20 protein-coding genes are annotated in these 18680 nt (G+C 44.8%); 16 read left to right on the top strand and 4 right to left on the bottom strand.

Features of this window, described 5'->3' with window-relative positions; translation table 11 throughout:
* Nucleotides 1-19: 19 nt before the first annotated feature.
* The 3 genes from NV381_RS34795 to NV381_RS34785 form a co-directional block, all read right to left on the bottom strand.
* Entirely contained in the window at nucleotides 20-1138 is a 1119-nt protein-coding gene (locus NV381_RS34795) for an HD-GYP domain-containing protein (protein WP_258217860.1), read from the bottom strand.
* A gap of 241 nt (nucleotides 1139-1379) precedes the next feature.
* A complete protein-coding gene (locus NV381_RS34790; RefSeq protein ID WP_258217859.1) occupies nucleotides 1380-1997 on the bottom strand; it encodes a superoxide dismutase in 618 nt (205 codons plus the stop codon).
* Nucleotides 1998-2118: 121 nt separating this feature from the next.
* Nucleotides 2119-2307, bottom strand: coding sequence for a hypothetical protein (locus NV381_RS34785; protein WP_258217858.1), 189 nt, complete (start codon nucleotides 2305-2307; stop codon nucleotides 2119-2121).
* A gap of 342 nt (nucleotides 2308-2649) precedes the next feature.
* On the opposite strand from NV381_RS34785, the gene NV381_RS34780 reads away from it, so the two are divergent.
* From NV381_RS34780 to NV381_RS34710, 15 genes are all read left to right on the top strand, one after another.
* Nucleotides 2650-3072 (top strand): GNAT family N-acetyltransferase, encoded by a 423-nt coding sequence (locus NV381_RS34780; protein WP_258217857.1) that lies wholly within the window; start codon nucleotides 2650-2652, stop codon nucleotides 3070-3072.
* Between the two features lie 322 nt (nucleotides 3073-3394).
* The gene (locus NV381_RS34775) at nucleotides 3395-3955 is read left to right on the top strand and encodes a DUF402 domain-containing protein (RefSeq protein WP_258217856.1); all 561 of its coding nucleotides are present in this window, start codon (nucleotides 3395-3397) and stop codon (nucleotides 3953-3955) included.
* Nucleotide 3956: 1 nt separating this feature from the next.
* The gene (lepB, locus tag NV381_RS34770; protein WP_258217855.1) at nucleotides 3957-4553 is read left to right on the top strand and encodes a signal peptidase I; all 597 of its coding nucleotides are present in this window, start codon (nucleotides 3957-3959) and stop codon (nucleotides 4551-4553) included.
* A gap of 78 nt (nucleotides 4554-4631) precedes the next feature.
* Complete coding sequence (gene queG, locus NV381_RS34765; protein WP_419182329.1) at nucleotides 4632-5744, top strand: tRNA epoxyqueuosine(34) reductase QueG; 1113 nt, start codon at nucleotides 4632-4634, stop codon at nucleotides 5742-5744.
* On the top strand, nucleotides 5722-6234 hold the full coding sequence (locus tag NV381_RS34760; protein ID WP_258217853.1) for a methylated-DNA--[protein]-cysteine S-methyltransferase: 513 nt from the start codon (nucleotides 5722-5724) through the stop codon (nucleotides 6232-6234). Before queG ends, NV381_RS34760 begins: the two co-directional genes overlap by 23 nt.
* 28 nt (nucleotides 6235-6262) lie before the next feature.
* Nucleotides 6263-7294, top strand: coding sequence for an HD-GYP domain-containing protein (locus NV381_RS34755; RefSeq protein ID WP_258217852.1), 1032 nt, complete (start codon nucleotides 6263-6265; stop codon nucleotides 7292-7294).
* 88 nt (nucleotides 7295-7382) lie between these two features.
* Nucleotides 7383-7592 (top strand): YneF family protein, encoded by a 210-nt coding sequence (locus tag NV381_RS34750; RefSeq protein WP_171651726.1) that lies wholly within the window; start codon nucleotides 7383-7385, stop codon nucleotides 7590-7592.
* Between the two features lie 94 nt (nucleotides 7593-7686).
* Entirely contained in the window at nucleotides 7687-8280 is a 594-nt protein-coding gene (gene folE / locus NV381_RS34745) for a GTP cyclohydrolase I FolE (protein WP_258217851.1), read from the top strand.
* 582 nt (nucleotides 8281-8862) lie between these two features.
* Nucleotides 8863-9864: a dihydroxyacetone kinase subunit DhaK gene (locus tag NV381_RS34740; RefSeq protein WP_258217898.1), complete on the top strand. Its 1002-nt coding sequence runs from the start codon at nucleotides 8863-8865 to the stop codon at nucleotides 9862-9864.
* Nucleotides 9865-9891: 27 nt separating this feature from the next.
* On the top strand, nucleotides 9892-10527 hold the full coding sequence (gene dhaL / locus NV381_RS34735) for a dihydroxyacetone kinase subunit DhaL (protein WP_258217850.1): 636 nt from the start codon (nucleotides 9892-9894) through the stop codon (nucleotides 10525-10527).
* 126 nt (nucleotides 10528-10653) lie between these two features.
* Entirely contained in the window at nucleotides 10654-11667 is a 1014-nt protein-coding gene (locus tag NV381_RS34730; RefSeq protein WP_258217849.1) for a LacI family DNA-binding transcriptional regulator, read from the top strand.
* Between the two features lie 313 nt (nucleotides 11668-11980).
* Nucleotides 11981-12889 carry a dihydrodipicolinate synthase family protein gene (locus NV381_RS34725; protein ID WP_258217848.1) on the top strand — a complete coding sequence of 303 codons (909 nt, stop codon included), beginning with the start codon at nucleotides 11981-11983 and terminating at the stop codon, nucleotides 12887-12889.
* A 22-nt stretch (nucleotides 12890-12911) separates the two neighbouring features.
* On the top strand, nucleotides 12912-13367 hold the full coding sequence (locus NV381_RS34720; RefSeq protein ID WP_258217847.1) for a tripartite tricarboxylate transporter TctB family protein: 456 nt from the start codon (nucleotides 12912-12914) through the stop codon (nucleotides 13365-13367).
* Between the two features lie 10 nt (nucleotides 13368-13377).
* Nucleotides 13378-14883: a tripartite tricarboxylate transporter permease gene (locus NV381_RS34715; RefSeq protein ID WP_258217846.1), complete on the top strand. Its 1506-nt coding sequence runs from the start codon at nucleotides 13378-13380 to the stop codon at nucleotides 14881-14883.
* Nucleotides 14884-14928: 45 nt separating this feature from the next.
* Complete coding sequence (locus NV381_RS34710) at nucleotides 14929-15936, top strand: tripartite tricarboxylate transporter substrate binding protein (RefSeq protein ID WP_258217845.1); 1008 nt, start codon at nucleotides 14929-14931, stop codon at nucleotides 15934-15936.
* Nucleotides 15937-16018: 82 nt separating this feature from the next.
* Here the strand turns inward: NV381_RS34710 and NV381_RS34705 are convergent, their stop codons facing one another.
* Entirely contained in the window at nucleotides 16019-17044 is a 1026-nt protein-coding gene (locus tag NV381_RS34705) for an alpha/beta hydrolase (protein WP_258217844.1), read from the bottom strand.
* Between the two features lie 366 nt (nucleotides 17045-17410).
* On the opposite strand from NV381_RS34705, the gene NV381_RS34700 reads away from it, so the two are divergent.
* Entirely contained in the window at nucleotides 17411-18154 is a 744-nt protein-coding gene (locus tag NV381_RS34700; protein WP_258217843.1) for an IclR family transcriptional regulator, read from the top strand.
* Nucleotides 18155-18680 lie beyond the last annotated feature (526 nt).

The raw sequence follows: 18680 nt of genomic DNA, 5'->3' as shown, positions 1-18680 counted from the left end.
CTTCATCTCTTTTCCGGACTTATTGAACCAGTGCATCTTCCCCAATGCGAAAAATCATGATGTGAAGGTGTTTCGAGAGATCAATCTCTTCCGGATGCCGTAAGTCCATGCCATGCTCATTTGTCAAAATCCGAACCACAGGCCGTTGTTTGAACGTCGGGTTGATTTTGGACACAATGCCCAACTGGCCGGTACTTAAGCGAACGCTGAGGCCGACCGGATAAATAGCCACCTTATTTCGGAAAAATTCCACCTTACTCATATCATACAACGTACCGGCTCCTGTGAAAAGGACTTCAATAGCTTGATCTGGAGGTAATGATGCACGATAAGGCCGAGGATTCGTCATGGCATCATACGCATCCAATAATCCCACCCATTGGGCAAAGGGATGTACGCCGGTTCCAGACAGTCCGAAAGGGTAACCTGTACCGTTGATTTTCTCATGATGCTGTAAGGCGCAATGAGCCGAAAGCAGCGGAACGCCAGGGGTTTCCTTCAGTAGATTGAAGCCGTGCTCGGTATGTTTTTTTACTTCTTCGAACTCCACAGTTGTGAGTGCGGATGCTTTGAGCAGAAGATTTTGAGGCACTTGAGTGTTGCCGATATCGTGAAGCATAGCACCCAAACTTAGCGCTTCCAAATCTTCCCGGTTATACCCTTCGATCATTCCGATTCTCGAGGCATAGACGCACACATTGAGTGCATTCTGGAAAAAGTGCTCGAAGATAGAGAAGCTGCTCCGATTCATCAGCATGAGCATAATGGTGTCATCCGATGGGCGAGTATGCAGCCGCAGGTCATCATTAACCTGCCCGATGCATTGCAGCGCAGTTTTGGAAAGCGCATTTCTGTCGCCTGCCGTCAGTGCTCTGGAGCTTTGCAGCATTTGGAAAGTACGGATCAATTGGCTTCTTACAACAGCTCTTGTTTCTTCGCGGATAGCATCCTCGATATAAATATCATCGGTCCGGTTGTCTTCAATATATAGCTGCTGGTAGCCCATCTGCTTTAATTTATTAATCAGGCCCTGAGAAAGCTCTACCTGATAGCCGAGCAATGTTTGCCCTTCCTCTGACATAATTGGCTTGCCGAGCCGCATGCCAGGACGTATCATCGAAATTGGAATTAGTCTCATCGAACCAAACCGCCTTTATACTCTAGTTATTATGTCACAAGCTATGAGTCATAAGTCATGTGAGCATACTTCCCATTGTTTCATAGTATAGGACTTATTTCTGTGATTTTCGAAACAATTTTGGATAAAAAAAGACCATTTTCGTCATTTTAGTTAAATTTTGGGCAAGTAAATTAATTTTTGGGCAAAAAAAACCCGGGATCAAAGGATCCCGGGTTTTTGATTTTTACTAATTCTTAACTTATTTGCTTACAGCTGCATCGTAACGTTTGCCAACTTCAGACCAATTTACAACGTTCCAGAACGCTGAAATGTAGTCAGGGCGTTTGTTTTGATATTTCAAGTAGTAGGCATGCTCCCAAACGTCCAAGCCGAGGATCGGTGTGTTGCCTTCCGAAATCGGGCTGTCTTGGTTTGGAGTGCTGCTTACAACAAGTTTGCCTTCTGGAGTTACAGAAAGCCAAGCCCAGCCGCTTCCGAAACGAGTAGCGCCTGCTTTAGCCAAATCTTCTTTAAATTTGTCAAAACCGCCAAGCTCGCTAGCAATAGCATCAGCTAAAGCGCCTGTTGGTGCTCCGCCGCCGTTAGGTCCGATAATTTCCCAGAACAAGGAGTGGTTAGCATGACCGCCACCATTGTTACGAACAGCTGCACGAATACCTTCCGGTATACTGTTAAGATCTGCGATCAAATCTTCGATGCTTTTAGCTTGAAGCTCAGGATAAGCCTCCAAAGCTGCATTCAGGTTTGTAACATATGCGTTGTGGTGACGATCGTGGTGGATCATCATCGTTGTTTCGTCGATGTGAGGTTCCAAAGCGTTGTTTGCATAAGGCAGAGCTGGTAATTGATGTGCCATTCGTAAATCCCTCCTAATGGATATGTAATTGCAATACATATTATCCCTTATTTTTGATATAAAAGCAACATGTATGTATATAAAGTGTCCGATTGATCATGTTTCAAAGCAACTTTAATGCTCAATCTCTTTTTACAATTTCTTGAATGATCTGGCTCAGCATAGCTGTTCCCTGTGCATTAAGCCAAGGGGACAGATCGCTCATTACGCGTTGGTGATAGTGAAGCTCCTCGTTCGTCCAGGCAGAGGACTCTACATCATTTAGCTCGTGAATACGCCGAATGTCGGAGTCGATTGTTGCATTGGCCATTTGAATATACCTCCTTAAGTGTCAGCATTACAAGGGACTTTGTGGACAACCTCCTATAGTAAAATATCACTACTTGGATATTTTTATGCAAAACAGTTCCTTCTAAATGAAAATAAGTATAAATACCTAGGAATTACTCGGCTGATACTAAAAATATAAGAAATACAGCAAAAAAGCCTTCTACAAATGAATGTAAACGCTTAATATAGAGCGCTTTCATGAGCATTTTAAATTATTGTTAAGTTTTTCACACTTTTTTAGACAATTGAGCAGGAATATAGCGATATTTGTCGTATTTTATTTTAATGCATAAAAATTATAGTTGCGGGGAGAATGCAGAAGATGCTTGTTCGTTCCTTCCAATTGTCCGATTATGTTTCCGTTACAGAGCTATTCAACAATGTGTTGACTGAGGCCTGTTATGAGGAAACTATGGAAGCTTTTGCAAGACAACTTTCCTGGGATAGTGAGCTTGTACTTATCGCTATCGAAAACGAACAAATCGTAGGTGTTATCGTAGGAACGATCGACAACCACGAAGGTTATTATTATCGCATTGCGGTAAGCGAGCAATTTCAACGCCGAGGGATCGGCAAAGCATTAATTGAGTCCATGAGACAACGTTTTGTGCAAAGAAAAGTACGCCGGATTATGATTACAGTAGATGTACATAACGAAATGATTTTACCGGTGTATGAGTCGGCTGGGTATCAAGCTACCGATTTTTCACGTACGGCTCATCGCCTGAGTATCGTAAACGGCTAACAGCTGCATCAAGACTATACGGAATAAGGTGCTTAGACTAGCATAGCCAACTCGCACATGCAGAGGCTGTGCTTTTTTGTTGTTCAGTGAATATTAATTTGTGTAGAGAGTGGCCCTTGTTTTTAGTATCCATGGAATTTTTGTTTTATCGAATTGTCTTGGCTCTTGAAAGCCGTCCTGCATAAGTTTATGCTAGTAAGAACGGGCTTCTTTATCCAGGCCTTTTAATGAAGACGCGTCTGTCGTTTGCTGCTATCGGTAAAGACTGCCAATCAGTGATTGCAGTACGTGGGCATGTTAAAATAGAAGGGTTTGGACCTCTATGTCGACTTTTTCTTCCTATATAATAAAAAGCTTCAAGCATGATGGACATCTGCATAGAATGTGGCTCGAAAATGCACTTGTTCCCGATACGCTGCTGCATGAAAAGCATAAATTTGAAGCGATGAAGGTTTTCATCAACTGTCAGACTAAAATTGTAGAAGCGGATGGAAAAGAATGGGTTAGCCGAATCCCGGGGATTTCTTTTTTCATTCCAAAGCAATGGTTTAATGTTGTTGCTCTTCTGGAGGAATCCGGTGTGCGTTATTATTGCAATATTGCTTCTCCGCCTTATGTTACAGGCAATGTCCTGACCTATATCGATTATGATTTGGACGTGATTCGGATGCCAAGCGGGGATGTGCACATCGTTGATCAAGAGGAATACGAGAGGCACAAGCAAAGTTACCACTACCCGGGCATCGTTGATAGCAAGGTGAAGCAGGGTTTAAGGGACTTGTTGAAACGAATTGAGAAGAACAGTGCGCCCTTTCATGAGGAATGGATCCATTACTACTTTCGTGAATGGGAAAAGTGGAAAGGTCGAGGGACGGAGGCGTAGCATGAATTTTTTTGCTCCGAGGAAATCGAATGACGAGCTGGCCAAGGAAAAAGTGATGGATGATAGCTCTACCGGATTTTTAGCGGAGGTATGGGATTGGATGAAATCGATAGTGATAGCCCTTTTCATTGTTATCCTCATTCATCAATACGGTTTCCATCTTTCTACCGTGAAGGGGTCTTCCATGAAGCCTACCCTGGAGGAAGGGGAATGGCTGTTTATTAATAAAGCTGCACGTTTTACAGGACCTCCCCAGCGGGGGGATGTTATTGTTGTAAAGGAGCCTGAAGGAATTGAGACGGACCACCCTTATCTGGTGAAGCGTGTCGTTGCAATTGCAGGGGATGAAGTGACGATACGGCAGGGAAAATTGTTCATCAACGGCGATGAAATACAGGAGGCCTACACGGATTCTCTGATTGAGGACGGGCGCTTCGATCCTTATACCGTTCAGCAGGGGTGCTTGTTTGTTATGGGGGATAACAGACATCGCCAGGCTAGCTATGACAGCCGTAGTTTCGGCGCTGTGTCGGTGGAGCAGGTGGAAGGGCGGGCTGACTTGATCGTCTGGCCGCTGAAAAACTTTAGAGAGCTATAAACAGGCGAGGTGATACTTGCAATGCCGGAGACTGCAGCAGAATGGCGCAGCATAGATTGGGATCAGTTGAAGGTTGATATGCAGAAGGCCGCCGCAGATTTAGGCATCGATAAGATTGGGATCTCCAGTGCTGACCCTTTCGGTGAACTGAAGCATATACTGCTTCGCCACCGTGAGCGGGGCTTTGAATCGGGCTTCGAGGAGCCCGATCTGGACAAAAGGACGGACCCTGCGCTTAGTTTGCCTGAACCTAGGTCTATCATCTCGATCGCTATAGCCTATCCGTCCAAGCTTAAGGACGCGCCGCGTTCGGAGAAGGGGGCTTACCGCGGCATTCTATCGCGGTCGGCCTGGGGGATGGACTACCACCATGTGCTTAGAAGCAGATTGCAGCGGCTGGAGGCTTGGATACGCGAGCGGCTTCCCGATGCTCGCATGGAAAGCATGGTAGATACCGGCGCCTTAGTAGACAGGGCTGTTGCTGAGAGAGCGGGCATTGGCTGGAGCGGCAAGAATTGCTCCATCATTACACCGGAGTACGGCTCGTGGGTTTATTTGGGGGAAATGGTTACCAATCTCCCTCTAAAGCCCGATACGCCAGTAACGGAAAGCTGCGGCGATTGTACATTATGTATTGACGCTTGTCCGACGGGAGCTCTGGTAGGTCCCGGACAGCTTAATGCCCAGCACTGTATTTCATTCATTACGCAAACCAAAGGTCATATCGAAGATGATATAATGAAAGAGAAGATTGGCAATCGGCTATATGGCTGTGATACATGCCAAATCGTATGTCCAAAGAATAAAGGGAAGAACTGGACGCATCAGCCTGAGCTGCAGCCTGATCCTGAGCAGGCCAAGCCTCTGCTCCTTCCCCTTCTTGAGATGAGCAATCGTGAGTTTAAGGAGCGGTTCGGCTCAAGCTCTGCGGCTTGGCGGGGGAGAAAGCCGATTCAGCGCAATGCTATATTGGCTCTGGGACATTTTCGCGATGAGAGTGCAGTATCCGCGTTGATCAGGCTTTTGGAACGGGATGAACGGCCGGAGATTCGTGCGGCAGCTTCATGGGCGTTAGGAAGAATCGGAGGCGAACTGGCGATGGCTGCGCTTAATGAGCGGTTAGCGGTAGAGCAGGACGCGGTCGTGCGTAAGGAGATGGAGAAGGCCTATGGCACATATGAGCTACATTGAAATGGAATCACCCATTGGCCCGCTTGTGCTTGGTGCCACCGAGAAAGGGCTTTGCCATGTTGAGTTTGGACGATTTGCCGATGTGGAGACCAAGCTTCAAAAGTGGTCTGGGCGTTGGTTCCAAACGTATGAGTGGCAGTTGGACATGCCGTTGCTTAGGGAAGCAATAGAGCAGCTGCAGCAATATTTTGCTGGGGATCGAACACAGTTTGAGCTGGAGCTGGATTTAAGAGGGACTCCTTTTCAGGTAAAGGTGTGGCAGGCGTTGAGTCGTATCCCTTATGGTGTCGTATGTTCTTATAAGGATATTGGACAAGCGGTTGATTCCGTTAAGGCTGTTCGAGCTGTTGGCGGTGCTAACAACCAAAATCCTGTCCCGATTATCGTGCCCTGTCATCGTGTTATAGGGGCAAACGGGTCCTTGGTAGGGTATGGCGGGGGACTGAATGTCAAAACTTTTTTACTGCAGCATGAAGGCTACAAGATCTAGACTAAAGAAGCTCTAAGGAGAGGACCCGATGAGGTACGTACACGTTGATAATGTCGAGCAGGGGCAGCATTTGGGAAGAACGATTTTTTCCGGTAACGGCGCCATATTGTTGTCGGAAGGGGTTCAGCTAACGGTTTATATGATCACAACATTAAAACGCATCGGGGTTACAATGGTTTATATTAAGGACCCGCTTTTTGAGGATATTGAAATTGTCGATATCATTTCTGAAGAGACGAAGCGCGCTGTAATACAGCGGATGGGCGATACTTTCGATTCTATTCGCTCTGGCAAGGACTTTAACACCAAGAATCTGAATGTCAGCATAGACAGTCTGCTGGAAGAAGTTATGAGAAACAAGGATGTATTGGTTCAGCTATCCGACATTAGAACCAAGGATAACGAAATGTATGTCCATGCTCTTAATGTAAGCATGATGTCGGTGATGATTGGTATTCAGATGGAACTCCCCGCTACCCAATTGCGCGAGCTGGCGATAGGGGCTATGCTGCACGATATAGGCAAGGTTGAGAAAATCACAGATGACGAAGCAGATGATATTAAGCTGCATCATACTTGGCGCGGATTTGAGGTACTGAAAAATAAACGCGAGCTCAGCTTGCTGATCGCTCACGTAGCTTTTCAGCATCATGAGTGTGTGGATGGCACCGGGCTTCCAAGGGGGATGCAGGGGGATCAGATCCACCTGTATGCCAAGATCACAGCGGTTGCCAATACTTACGATAACCTGCTGTTCGATTTATCGCTTGGCCGGCGCATGCTTCCTCATGAAGCTTGCGAGCATATGACGGCTCTGGCCGGCACACAATTGGATCGGGAGATTGTAATTCACTTCTTGAGAACCGTATCTGTTTATCCAACGGGTGCTTCGGTTCGGTTGTCCACTAAGGAAACCGGCGTGGTGGTTGGACAGCACAGAGGACTTCCGGGTCGTCCGGTAGTTCGAATTGTAAAGGCGGAGTCAGGTACTGACCTGGAGGTCAAGGAAGTCGATCTTGCCAAGTCGACAACCGTATTCATTGATAACGTTTTAACGTAGTGAAATGGAATAAAGACCTGTTTGAATGCGGACCGTTGATTTGCTATGATGATACAATGATAAATATTGAATGGGGTGGAATCCAAACATGTGGATATATATTACTTCGGCTATAACTTTGATTGTTGGTGCAGTAGGCGGTTTTTTTGCAGGAGTGTACTATTTGCGTAAACAGCTTGAGAAAATGCAAAGCGACCCGGCAATGCTTCAGGAGATGGCCAAAAAAATGGGCTACAACATGAACAAGCAGCAGTTAAACAAAGCTCAACAAATGATGAAAAAACAAAAATTCCGTTAATAGATGCGAGTTTACAGCTTTTAGCTTATGCCAAAACTAAGAAAATGCTTACGAAGTGAGTTTCGCCAGAGCGAGGCTCTTAGGAGGTAAAGTTATGCCGGCAAAAGAATATAAGAACACTAGCGTTGAGGCAAACCGCGCATTAATTGAAGGACATGTGCGTGAGATATTGCGGCTGATCGGTGAGGATGTTGACCGGGAAGGCTTATTGGATACACCGGCCAGAGTTACCCGGATGTACGAAGAAATTTTTGCTGGCTATGAAGCAGACTACAAGGATATTTTGGGTGTAGCGTTTGACGAAAAGCATGAGGAACTGGTTATTGTCAAAGACATCGTCTACTACAGTCAATGTGAGCATCATATGGCTCCTTTTTTCGGTAAAATTCATATTGGATATATACCGAGCGGGAAAATTGCAGGACTTAGCAAGTTTGCTCGCCTCGTTGAGGCGGTCACACGCAGGCTGCAAGTGCAAGAGCGAATCACTTCGGAGCTTGCCGACATCCTGGATCAAGAGCTGTCTCCTCACGGCTGCATGGTCGTTGTAGAGGGTGAACATTTGTGCATGTGCGCTCGGGGAGTTAAAAAGCCTGGCAGCAAGACGGTTACATCCGCTGTTCGCGGTTTATTCCGTACGGACTCTGCATCAAGATCCGAGTTTTTATCGTTGATCCGGCACAACTAGCCAAGGATGTGTTAATGACCGAGGCTGAGGTTGGTGATCAGACTGGATTGAAGCTGGCTTTGTAAGATTTAATCGGCAATCCAGCATACAGGGAAGTGTGCTCAGAGGAAAAGGATATGGGGTATGTAGAGGGCCGCCATGAAAGACGTGTTTTTATTGAATGATCCATTCATTGAAAGCATGTTTTCGATATGGCGGCTGCAGCCCTGTTTCCTCTTCCTTTTTTTAATGCTCGATTACAGAAAAGGTTCGTGGCAGCAGTAAATTATACTTTGAACAGAAATAGAAGTTGATAAAAAAACAGCGGCAATTTATAATCAAGTAGTAAAACGTTATCCTAAACCTACTGCCATATTTGTTTGTTGATAGGAAGTATGAGTTTCTGTACACTCGTGTAGGATAATCTGGTCGACCTGATATTCCTTGAGGAATAGCTGGGTTGAACGGTTATTCTTATAGTAGTTCAACAAGTGAGACAATTCGTACGGCTTTAAGACAACTGTGGAGTAGTCATGGATTTCACCAAAATAGTGAAACGTTATACTAACCAAGAAATGTATAGGAGGAAAAGGAATGAGTAGTATGAGGAAATTTATTAATGATCCCGAGAATGTAGTTGATGAAATGCTGGAAGGATTGCTGCTCGCTCATTCGGATCAATTAAAAAGCGTTAGAAAAGATAATCGCGCTCTTGTTAGAGCGGATGCGCCCGTGCAAGGTAAGGTTGCTATTGCTACCGGGGGCGGATCCGGACACCTTCCGTTGTTCTTGGGCTACGTAGGAAAAGGAATGTTAGACGGAGTGGCTGTAGGTGATATTTTTGCATCGCCCAACCCCAACCAGATGCTGGATGCGACTCGTGCTATCCATGGGGGCAAGGGAGTTCTGTATATCTACGGTAATTACGGCGGCGATGTTATGAATTTTGATACCGCTTCCGAACTGGCTGACTTGGAAAATATCCGTGTAGAGAGCGTAGTCGCAACAGATGACGTTGCCTCTATGCCTAAGAATCATGAACAGCAGCGGCGTGGTGTCGCCGGGATGTTCTATCTGTATAAGCTTGCCGCAGCCAAAGCTGAGACAGGTGCTGATTTGGATGAGGTTAAAAGAATTGCAGAAAAGGCTAATGCGAGAGTTCGTACCATGGGCGTGGCGCTAAGTCCGTGCATATTGCCTGCAGTGGGACATCCGACGTTCCACATAGGTGAAGGCGAGATGGAAGTGGGGATGGGGATTCATGGTGAGCCGGGCATCCAACACGGAACCATTCAATCTGCCGACGAAATCGCTCAAACGCTGGTTTCCTCGATTCTTCAGGACATGCCGATTGAGAAAGGACAGAAGGTATCCGTACTGATCAATGGTTTGGGTGCGACTCCACTGGAGGAATTATACATTGTTTACAAAGCTGTTCATACCTTGCTTGAAGGATATGGAATCGAGATTTACAGCCGATATATTGGCGAATTTGCCACATCTTTAGAGATGGCAGGACTTTCCGTTTCAATTCTGCATCTGGATGATGAGCTTCAAGAACTGATTGATGTTCCATTCAATACCCCATTTCGCGTGCAAATTTAGCAATAGTAAGCTGAAAGGAGAATAAGGATGAAAGAGCTTCTTGAGAAAGCGGATTTGATTCAAATTTTAGAAACAATAAGCAAGATCATGGATGACAATAAAGACGAATTATGCAGGCTTGATGGAGCATTGGGAGATGGCGATATCGGATTGACGATGTCCAAGGGGTTTAAGGCAATCGTCTCCAATATTCCAGCTATTGCAGATGAGGATATTAGCGGGTTGTTTATTAAAAGTGCACTTGTTATGGGAGAAACGGTAGCCTCAACGATGGGCACTCTATTCTCAACAGCTTTATTGAGAGGCGGCAAAGCGCTATCGGGTAAGACGGAATTATCGGGCGAGGATTTAATCCTGTTTATCGAGGCTATGATTAAAGGAATAAGCGATAGAGGTAAAGCGCAGGTGGGCGATAAAACGATACTGGATGCATTAGTACCAGCTGCAGAAGCGATGAGCTTAGCCAATCGGGAACAGGCTTCGTTAAAAGAAATCATTTGCAAAGGCTACGAGGCTGCTGAGGGTGGTGTTACAAAGACAATTGCCATGCAATCCAAGCACGGTAGGGCGGGCAGATATATGGAGCGATCTATCGGTCTTCAAGATCCGGGGGCTACTGTGGGAGCGTTATTTTTAAAGGGTTTTGTTAATTATCTAGACTAAAAGCATGCTTTAATAAGTATGTCTATTATTTTATGATGCAACCTTGGCTAAAACTATGCTAAGACTATATACTATAATAAAACATAATCTTAGTCATTGTGTTTGTTATTGCCAGGAGGATTTTTTATGAAAAAAACTACAATAGTAGATGTTGCTAAAAGCGCGGGAGTATCCATTGGGACAGTCTCGAAAGTTTTAAATAATAAAGACTACGTCAGTGTTGAAGTTAAGAAAAAGGTGCAGGATACGATAGAACGGCTAAACTATCAGGTAAATGCTAACGCAAGAAGCTTAAAAGCTTTGAAGACGAACAAAATCGGAGTTATTGTTTCGGATATTTCTAATATTTATATGATGTCTTTGGCCAAAGTTATCGAGGATAGAGTTCGATCCATGAATTATCACATGTTGATTATGAGCCATAATGAAGATGTGACTACCGAACGTGAGGTGCTTCAACTAATATTGGAGCAGAGAGTAGATGCATTGATTCTTGTTCCCACAGGCGGCAACGTCGATATGATCCAATCCGTTATTAACAACAAGATACCTGTAGTTATTGTTGATAGGAAGGTAGACGGCATAACGAGTGATATTATTGTTGATGATAATTATTACGGATCATACGAAGCTGTTTCTTATTTGCATTCTTTGGGTCACAGAAGGATTGGCGTCATACACGGTACAGAAAATATTTCAATCGGAAAAGAGAGACTGGAAGGTGCGCTCGCGGCCATAGACAAGCTGGAATGCTCCAAAGACAAGTCTTTGATAGTAGCTGGAAAATTTAAAGCCGACGAGGCGTATAAGGCAACTATTGAATTGCTGCTGCTGCCTGAGAGACCGACAGCCATCTATTGCTGTAACAATACAATGACCGTAGGTATGCTTAAAGCTATACAAGAACAAGGACTCAAAATACCTGAGGAAATTTCTGTCATTGCATTTGGTGATAGCACGCAATGGGAGCTTGTGCAGCCTCCATTAACCTTAATCACTCAATCTTTATTAAGAATTGGAGTCGAGGCGGCGGCTATTCTTAAAAATAGGCTCATCATGACAGAATCATTTGAACCCAAACAAATTGTTATAAGACCAGAGCTGCTAATTCGAGGATCATGTTCAAGACCTCAACAGTAGATTGGTTACTGCTGGCGTTAACCTCCCCTGAACTATTTTAGTATTTTGAGTATTGAAATGTAAGGGGAAACAAATTATAATACAAATGTAGTGAAACGTTATACTAAATTAGATGGAGGTTATTCCTATCTGGCATGGAATGGTAGTGATATACCCCATTACGGTTGTTTATTAATTTAATAATCTTATTTAATTAATGAAACGTTATACTAAAAGAGTCATTGATTTTCAATAAGTCAAGAAAAAAATGGATTTGAATAGGCAACACAATGCTGTCGCAAGAGAGACTCACTAAAACTAGGAGATGAAGAAAATGAAACATTTATACGGTGTGACTACAGCTATGGTGACTCCATTCGATGAGAATGGAAAGGTGGATTTGGGGAAGGTTGAACAAATCGCCGAGTTTCTGATTTCAAAAGGAGTCCACTGTTTATATCCGCTTGGAACAACGGGCGAAATGCTGAGAATGTCTGTGGAAGAAAGAAAAGCAGTTGCTGAAGCGGTTGTAAAAAAAGCGAACAAACGTGTAACCGTATACATACATACAGGAGCTATGAATGAGGAAGATACAATCGCCCTCTCGAAACATGCTTATGAGATTGGCGCAGACGGTATCGGCGTAGTTTCCCCTGTGTTCTTCCTTGCAAATGATAAGGAGCTGGAAACTTATTTTGTCAATGTAGCTTCGAGTGTGCCGGATAACTTTCCGATGTACTTGTATGGAATCCCCCAATTAGCTGGAAATGATATTAAACCGGAAGTGGCACAGCGTGTCGCAGATCGTTGCAAGAACGTAATTGGCTTTAAATACAGCTATCCTGATTATTTGCGTGTTAACGAGTATCTAGCAGTAAATGAAGGCAAGTTTTCGGTTGTGCCTGGTGCAGATAAATTATTTCTTCCGGGATTAGCCATGGGTTGTGATGGTGTGGTGTCAGGTGTTTCATGTGCATATCCGGAGCCTTTTGTAGCTGTTTATAACGCATTTATAGAAAATGACATCATCAAAGCGAGAAAAATGCAGCGTATTGCGATTAAATATTGTGAACTGCTGAAAAATGGAAGCAATATGTCCTATTATAAAGAAGCTCTCAAATTAAGAGGAATTGAGGCCGGATTCATGAGGGCGCCGCAATTGGATCTGACCCCCGAAGAAGTAGAAGCCCTCGGAGCAGCGTTGCAAGAGTTAAATGAAGAGGCAAGCGAGTTATTCGCATAATCGTCAAAGGAAGTGAATCGGAATGGGTAAGCAAAATGCGGGAGTGTGGGTAGGTGTTACGGTATTCCTTTTCGCTGCAGTCCTTTTTTGGCAGTCATTGTCTCTGAAGTATCAGACAAATTTCGGACCTGGGCCGGGAATGTTTCCAAGATGGTTGATTGCCATTCTTATGCTGTTTTCCTTGATCTACATATGGCAGTCGATTAAAAAGGTTGTTATACGTTTTGCCGATGTGTTTCCAAAGGGGAGAGAACTTGGGAATGTTCTCTCCGTCCTGGCTTCGGTCGTAGTATTTATGCTTATTGTCAATTATGTCGGCTTTATTACTGCAGGCACTGTATTGCTGTTTATGTTGTTTGCTCGTGAGTACAAGTGGTATTCAGCGCTAGGCATTTCTCTTTTAGTATCCATCCTCTTGTTTGTGATATTTAAGTCAGCGTTCAGTATTCCGCTTCCAGTAAATGTGTGGGGATGGTGAGGTGTAAACGATGGATGCTTTTTCACAACTAATAGCGGGATTTGAGACAGCGCTTACACTTTGGAATCTTCTCTATTGCTTAATTGGCGTCACCGTAGGGATGTTTGTAGGTGTGCTGCCTGGGCTGGGTCCTACAACGGCTACCGCACTCTTGATACCCATCACGTTTGGGATGGAGCCTGTATCCGCAATCATCATGCTTGCAGGTATTTATTATGGCGGTATGTACGGAGGCACTATTACATCGGTGCTGATTAATACTCCGGGCGAGGCGGCTTCTGTTATTACCTGCCTGGATGGACATCCGTTGGCTAAACAAGGGAGAGCCGGTGTTGCTCTCGGTGTGGCGGGAATTGGTTCATTTATCGGGGGAACCGTTTCTATTATCGGCTTGGCGTTAATTGGCCCTGCGCTTGCGGAATTTGCCCTTCGGTTTGGGCCACCGGAATTTTTCTCTCTTATGTCCTTTGGATTGATCATGGTCATTGGTTTGATGGGGAAATCGCTAGTGCGAGGCATGATTGCGGCATTCCTCGGATTAACATTATCCCTGATCGGGATGGACCCGGTTTCAGGAGCCATCCGGTTTACTTTTGATCAACCGTTTCTATTGAATGGCTTGGATTTAGTAACCGTTGCTATGGGACTGTTCGGTCTTTCAGAAATTTTGATCGGTATGGAGAACCTGGCGACCTCGGAGAGACCGGCCAAAGTGAAGGGACTGCTGCCCGAGCGTAGTGAGTGGAAAGGGACGGCCAACTCCATCGGTCGAGGAACAGTGCTTGGGTTTATAACAGGATTGATACCGGGGACAAATTCGGTTATACCTACTATGCTTTCCTATTCATTGGAGAAGAAAATTGCCAAGGATCCATCGAGATTCGGTAAAGGTGCTATCGAGGGGGTAGCTGGGCCAGAAACGGCTAATAACGCTTATTGTGGCTCAGCCCTTATACCGTTGTTCACCTTGGGCATTCCGAGCTCGCCGACCATTGCCATTTTATTAGGTGCATTCATTATGCATGGTTTGACTCCAGGGCCTGTACTGTTCCAGACTAACCCGAATTTCGTTTGGGCTATTATCGCCAGTATGTTTATAGGCAATTTATTTCTCCTATTTATGAATCTGCCAATGGCGGGCATGTGGGCCAAAATCGCAATGGTACCGCCCAAGCTTCTATATCCGGTTATTCTTATTATATCGGTGTTAGGTGCCTATACCGTCAATAATGATCTATGGGATGTCGGAGTTATGTTTGTATTCGGTATTGTAGGTTATGTGATGAAAAAGCTGGATATTCCGATGGCTCCAATCGTGTTGACGTTTGTGTTAAGCAAGCTGATGGAAAGCTCCTTGCTCCAATCGTACAAGCTATTTGAGGGAGATCTTCTTCAATTTTTCACCCGCCCCATTTCTGCAACCTTGCTGATACTGGCTTTCATTGTGTTAATTTTTAGTGTTACAGCGGAAATAAAGAACAGGAAGTCCAAGTTTGCCGGAGATGTCGAAATGTAAGATAAATCTTAAATTAAATTTAATTCACGATGGGGGAAATTCAATATGAAAAAAGCAATTTTGGGTGCAAGCTTATCATTGGCATTATTATTGGGAGGATGCGGCGCACAAGGGGGAGCGGCTACAGGAGGAGCGGCAGGCGGGCAAGCAAAAGATCAACCGAAAAAGGCGGCATTTCCTGAGAAGGAAATTACGTTAGTAGTTCCATTTGCTCCTGGAGGCGCATCGGACAGCACAGCTCGTATTATTGCTAAAGGTATGGAAGAAAAATTAAAGAAACCCGTTGTGGTTATAAATAAATCAGGCGGTACCGGCGGTGTAGGCTTATCCTATGTACAAGCAAGTCCAAAAGACGGTTATACACTCAGTTATGCTCCTGTTGAGCTCGTAATGCATAAAGCTTTGGGGCTTTCTGATCTGGAACCAAGCAAGTTTGACATGCTGGCACAAGCAACCGTAATTCCGGCAGCATTAACGGTTACAGCTAACGCTCCTTACAATACGGTGGAAGAGTTTATCGAATTCGCCAAAAAGAATCCGGGCAAAATTAAAGTAGGAAATTCCGGAGCTGGTTCAATTTGGCATGTGGCATCAACAGCATTTGCAACTAAAGCAGGTGTAACTTTTAGTGATATCCCTTTTGACGGAGCGGCTCCTGCGGTAACGGCTTTGATGGGTGGCCACTTGGATGCGGTAACGGTTAGCACGGGGGAAGTGAAAAGTGCAATTGAGTCCAAAAAAGTGAAAGTGCTTGCAATTATGGACAACCAACGCGATAAAAACTTTCCGGACGTTCCAACGTTGAAAGAAAAAGGAATTGATGTACAGATAGCGGGCTGGGGTGGATTTGTGCTACCAAAGGGTACACCGGAAGACGTTAAAGCTGTATTAGCTGACGCTTTGAAGGAAGCGGTTAATTCGGAAGCCTTCAAAAAATTCGCAGCCGAGCGTGGATTTACACTATCCTACAAAGCACCTGCCGAGTATACGAAGTATGCCGAGGATCAATTCAAATTTTTCTCGGAGCTAATCCCTACGATGAAGTTGAAGTAAGTGTTGGAAACAGCAAAAAGATCACTCTCCACTTGGAAGGGTGATCTTTTTTTGCTTGGTTTACATTAGAGAGAATGGCTGCTTAATTGGCTTGTGCCATGCTGCTGGATGGTGTGGCAGATAATCCATTCAAAAATCCCATCGTTAAGGATAAGTAGTCTTTTTTATTGCCTTTAAAAATCAGTTCATGTCTTTCTTTAGTCAGCAGCCATAGCTGTGAACCGGAATTGTCAGGCTGATTGCGGAATACCTCCTGTGCCATTTCGAAGGGGGCCCGTTCATCGTTTTTACTGTGAATGAAAAAGATTGGCATGCTGTATTTGGCTTCTTTTACTTTATCATAAGGAATCTGGTTCAAGCTGACCCCATTGAGGAGCGGGAAGAACAAATGGACAAGTGGTTGGGAAGGAAACTTAGGTAAATTCGCCACCTGAATCATGTTATGGTAGAGAGTATCCGGTTCAAGAATGAATGTGCTGTCTAATATCATACCGTCAATATCTTCAGTTTGAAGGGCGGCTTGCAGCGCTGTTCCTGCTCCCATAGAGAAACCCCAAACATAAACTTCCCCTGATCCATGTTCTTTCGCATATTTGATAGCGCCAAGTAGTTCTTGAGATTCGCGAATACCGCCGGTTACGCTCTCCTTCGGCTGAACATAACCATAATCGAACATGAGGACATTGTAGTTTTGCTTATGCAATTCCTTGGCCAGACTGTACAGGGGAACCCATATTTCTTCGCGATTTCCGCCGTAGCCATGTGAGAATACAATCGTTTTACTTTTCTCAGCCAAGGTTTCAGAAGGGATGAACCAGCCGGATAGATTCGAGCTGCCATTCAAGCTTGGGAACTGAATATTTTCATACGCTGCTCCAAATGATAAGGCTGGGTTGGAACGAAGCGGGTCAATATGCGGCCGTGCTAAGGTCCAGGCAATGTAAGCATGAAATCCCAGGATTAGACTGAAGCAGAGCAGCATAAATGAGATCATTGCAATAAGCAGCTGTTTGATTCTGCGACGGGCAATGGAGGGTTTAATGATAACGTTTTCAATCTGGGTTTGTGCTGTATGGAGCGGGATAGAAGTAAGTGTTTCCGGTTCCATCGGGATCCCTCCTCATGATCTTAGATGTCTAAAAATATATATAGGTAGTGGGTAATGAATAAAATGAGGGACTTAGTTAAGGATAAAAACCATGTTCTTATTTCTATAGTAAGATGTGGGCGGCAGGTGCGTCAATCCTCCGCGAAAAATGTAAACTGGCTGTAATCTAACTGTAACAGAGAGTGTTTCAGAAAAGGATAAATGGAGCAGCTGGGCCATTATTTTCTACCTGAACATAATGATTGTTGAAGAATCAAAAGAGGCCGGATAGTTTTAAATAATATTCCTTTACGGTGTTATTGGCATGAGTTATACTATATGTAACTGAGTTTCATCAAGTGAAACTGATTGCTGGAGGAAATGTCGATGGAAGATGGTAAGCTGACGGTTCGCGCGGTAGAACGCGCTTTAGATATTTTACTTTGTTTTACCGATTCTTCAGATATAAGCTTAACTGAAATTTCGGCAAGGGTATCGCTTCATAAAAGTACAGTGCATAGGCTGCTTGCTTCGTTGGAGGGTAAAGGCTTCGTTCTGAGGGATCTTTCATCGGATAAATATCGGCTGGGCTTCCGTATTTGGGAGCTATCGGCTAATTTGACCCATAGTGATGATCCTGCGCAGATTTTACTGCCGGACATGGAGGGGCTGCGCGATCAGCTTGATGAGACGATTAGCTTATACGTGCGAGACGGCTTGGAGCGTGTCCGTGTACAAGCCGTACAGAGCAACCAGGCTATCCGACGTGTTGCGCCTATTGGGGCGAGGATGCCGTTGTACGTTGGCGCATCGAGCAAGATCCTTGTAGCCTTCGCCGAGGAGGAGGTGCAGGAGGTGCTGACGGAAGGCCCTGCTTGGCCGCAGGGGCTGGAGCGCAGCTCCTTTATGCAGCAGCTCGCTGAGGCGAAGACGCTGGGCTACGCGACGAGCGTCGAGGAGCGTGAGCCTGGCGCCGCTGCCGTGGCGGTGCCGATCTTGAACGGCTCGCATCGGCTGGTAGCCGCGCTTGCAGTGAGCGGTCCCTCCAACCGATTAACGTTGGAGAAGATGAAGGCGCATGCGCCAGTGCTGATGGAAGCGGCGCGGCGCATGGGTAAGATGTTGAAATAAAGCCGGTTTTCATCCCGATAAGGGATGTAAGCCGGCTTTATTTTTGCTTTTGCCCTAGGCGAAGGCAAAATTCTATTTAAATTGCGCAGGTATTTGGGACTAGTTCTATCATTTTCTCTGCTGCACCAAAATACGACAGTGTTTTTAGCGGATTTCGTCTACTATCAAGTAATTGGTGTAGAAACAAGCTATAAACTGAAAATAAAGTTTGGGACCTTATTTGTATTTGATCTGTATTTGTATTTCTATCTGTATCTGTCTATCAGGTATTAAATAACAGGAAATGCTCCATCTATTTAAGTTATTTTGAGCCTTGTATGGGTTTTATCTGGAATTAGTCCTGTTATTTCGGCGCATTTAGTCTTCATACAGGATATTCAGTTAGATTAACTTGAGTTTTGGATCTCTGTCAAGAAAGTAGACACTCAAATAAGAGATATCACACAACCTTTTTGTAATACATGGCCTCGTATTGATCCGGTGAAACATAGCCCAAAGAACCATGAATTCTCTTACGGTTGTAAAA

The sequence above is a fragment of the Paenibacillus radicis (ex Xue et al. 2023) genome (genome assembly GCF_024722015.1).
In the GTDB taxonomy this organism is placed as follows: Bacteria; Bacillota; Bacilli; order Paenibacillales; family NBRC-103111; genus Paenibacillus_S.
This window is presented reverse-complemented; position numbering and strand designations above follow the sequence as displayed.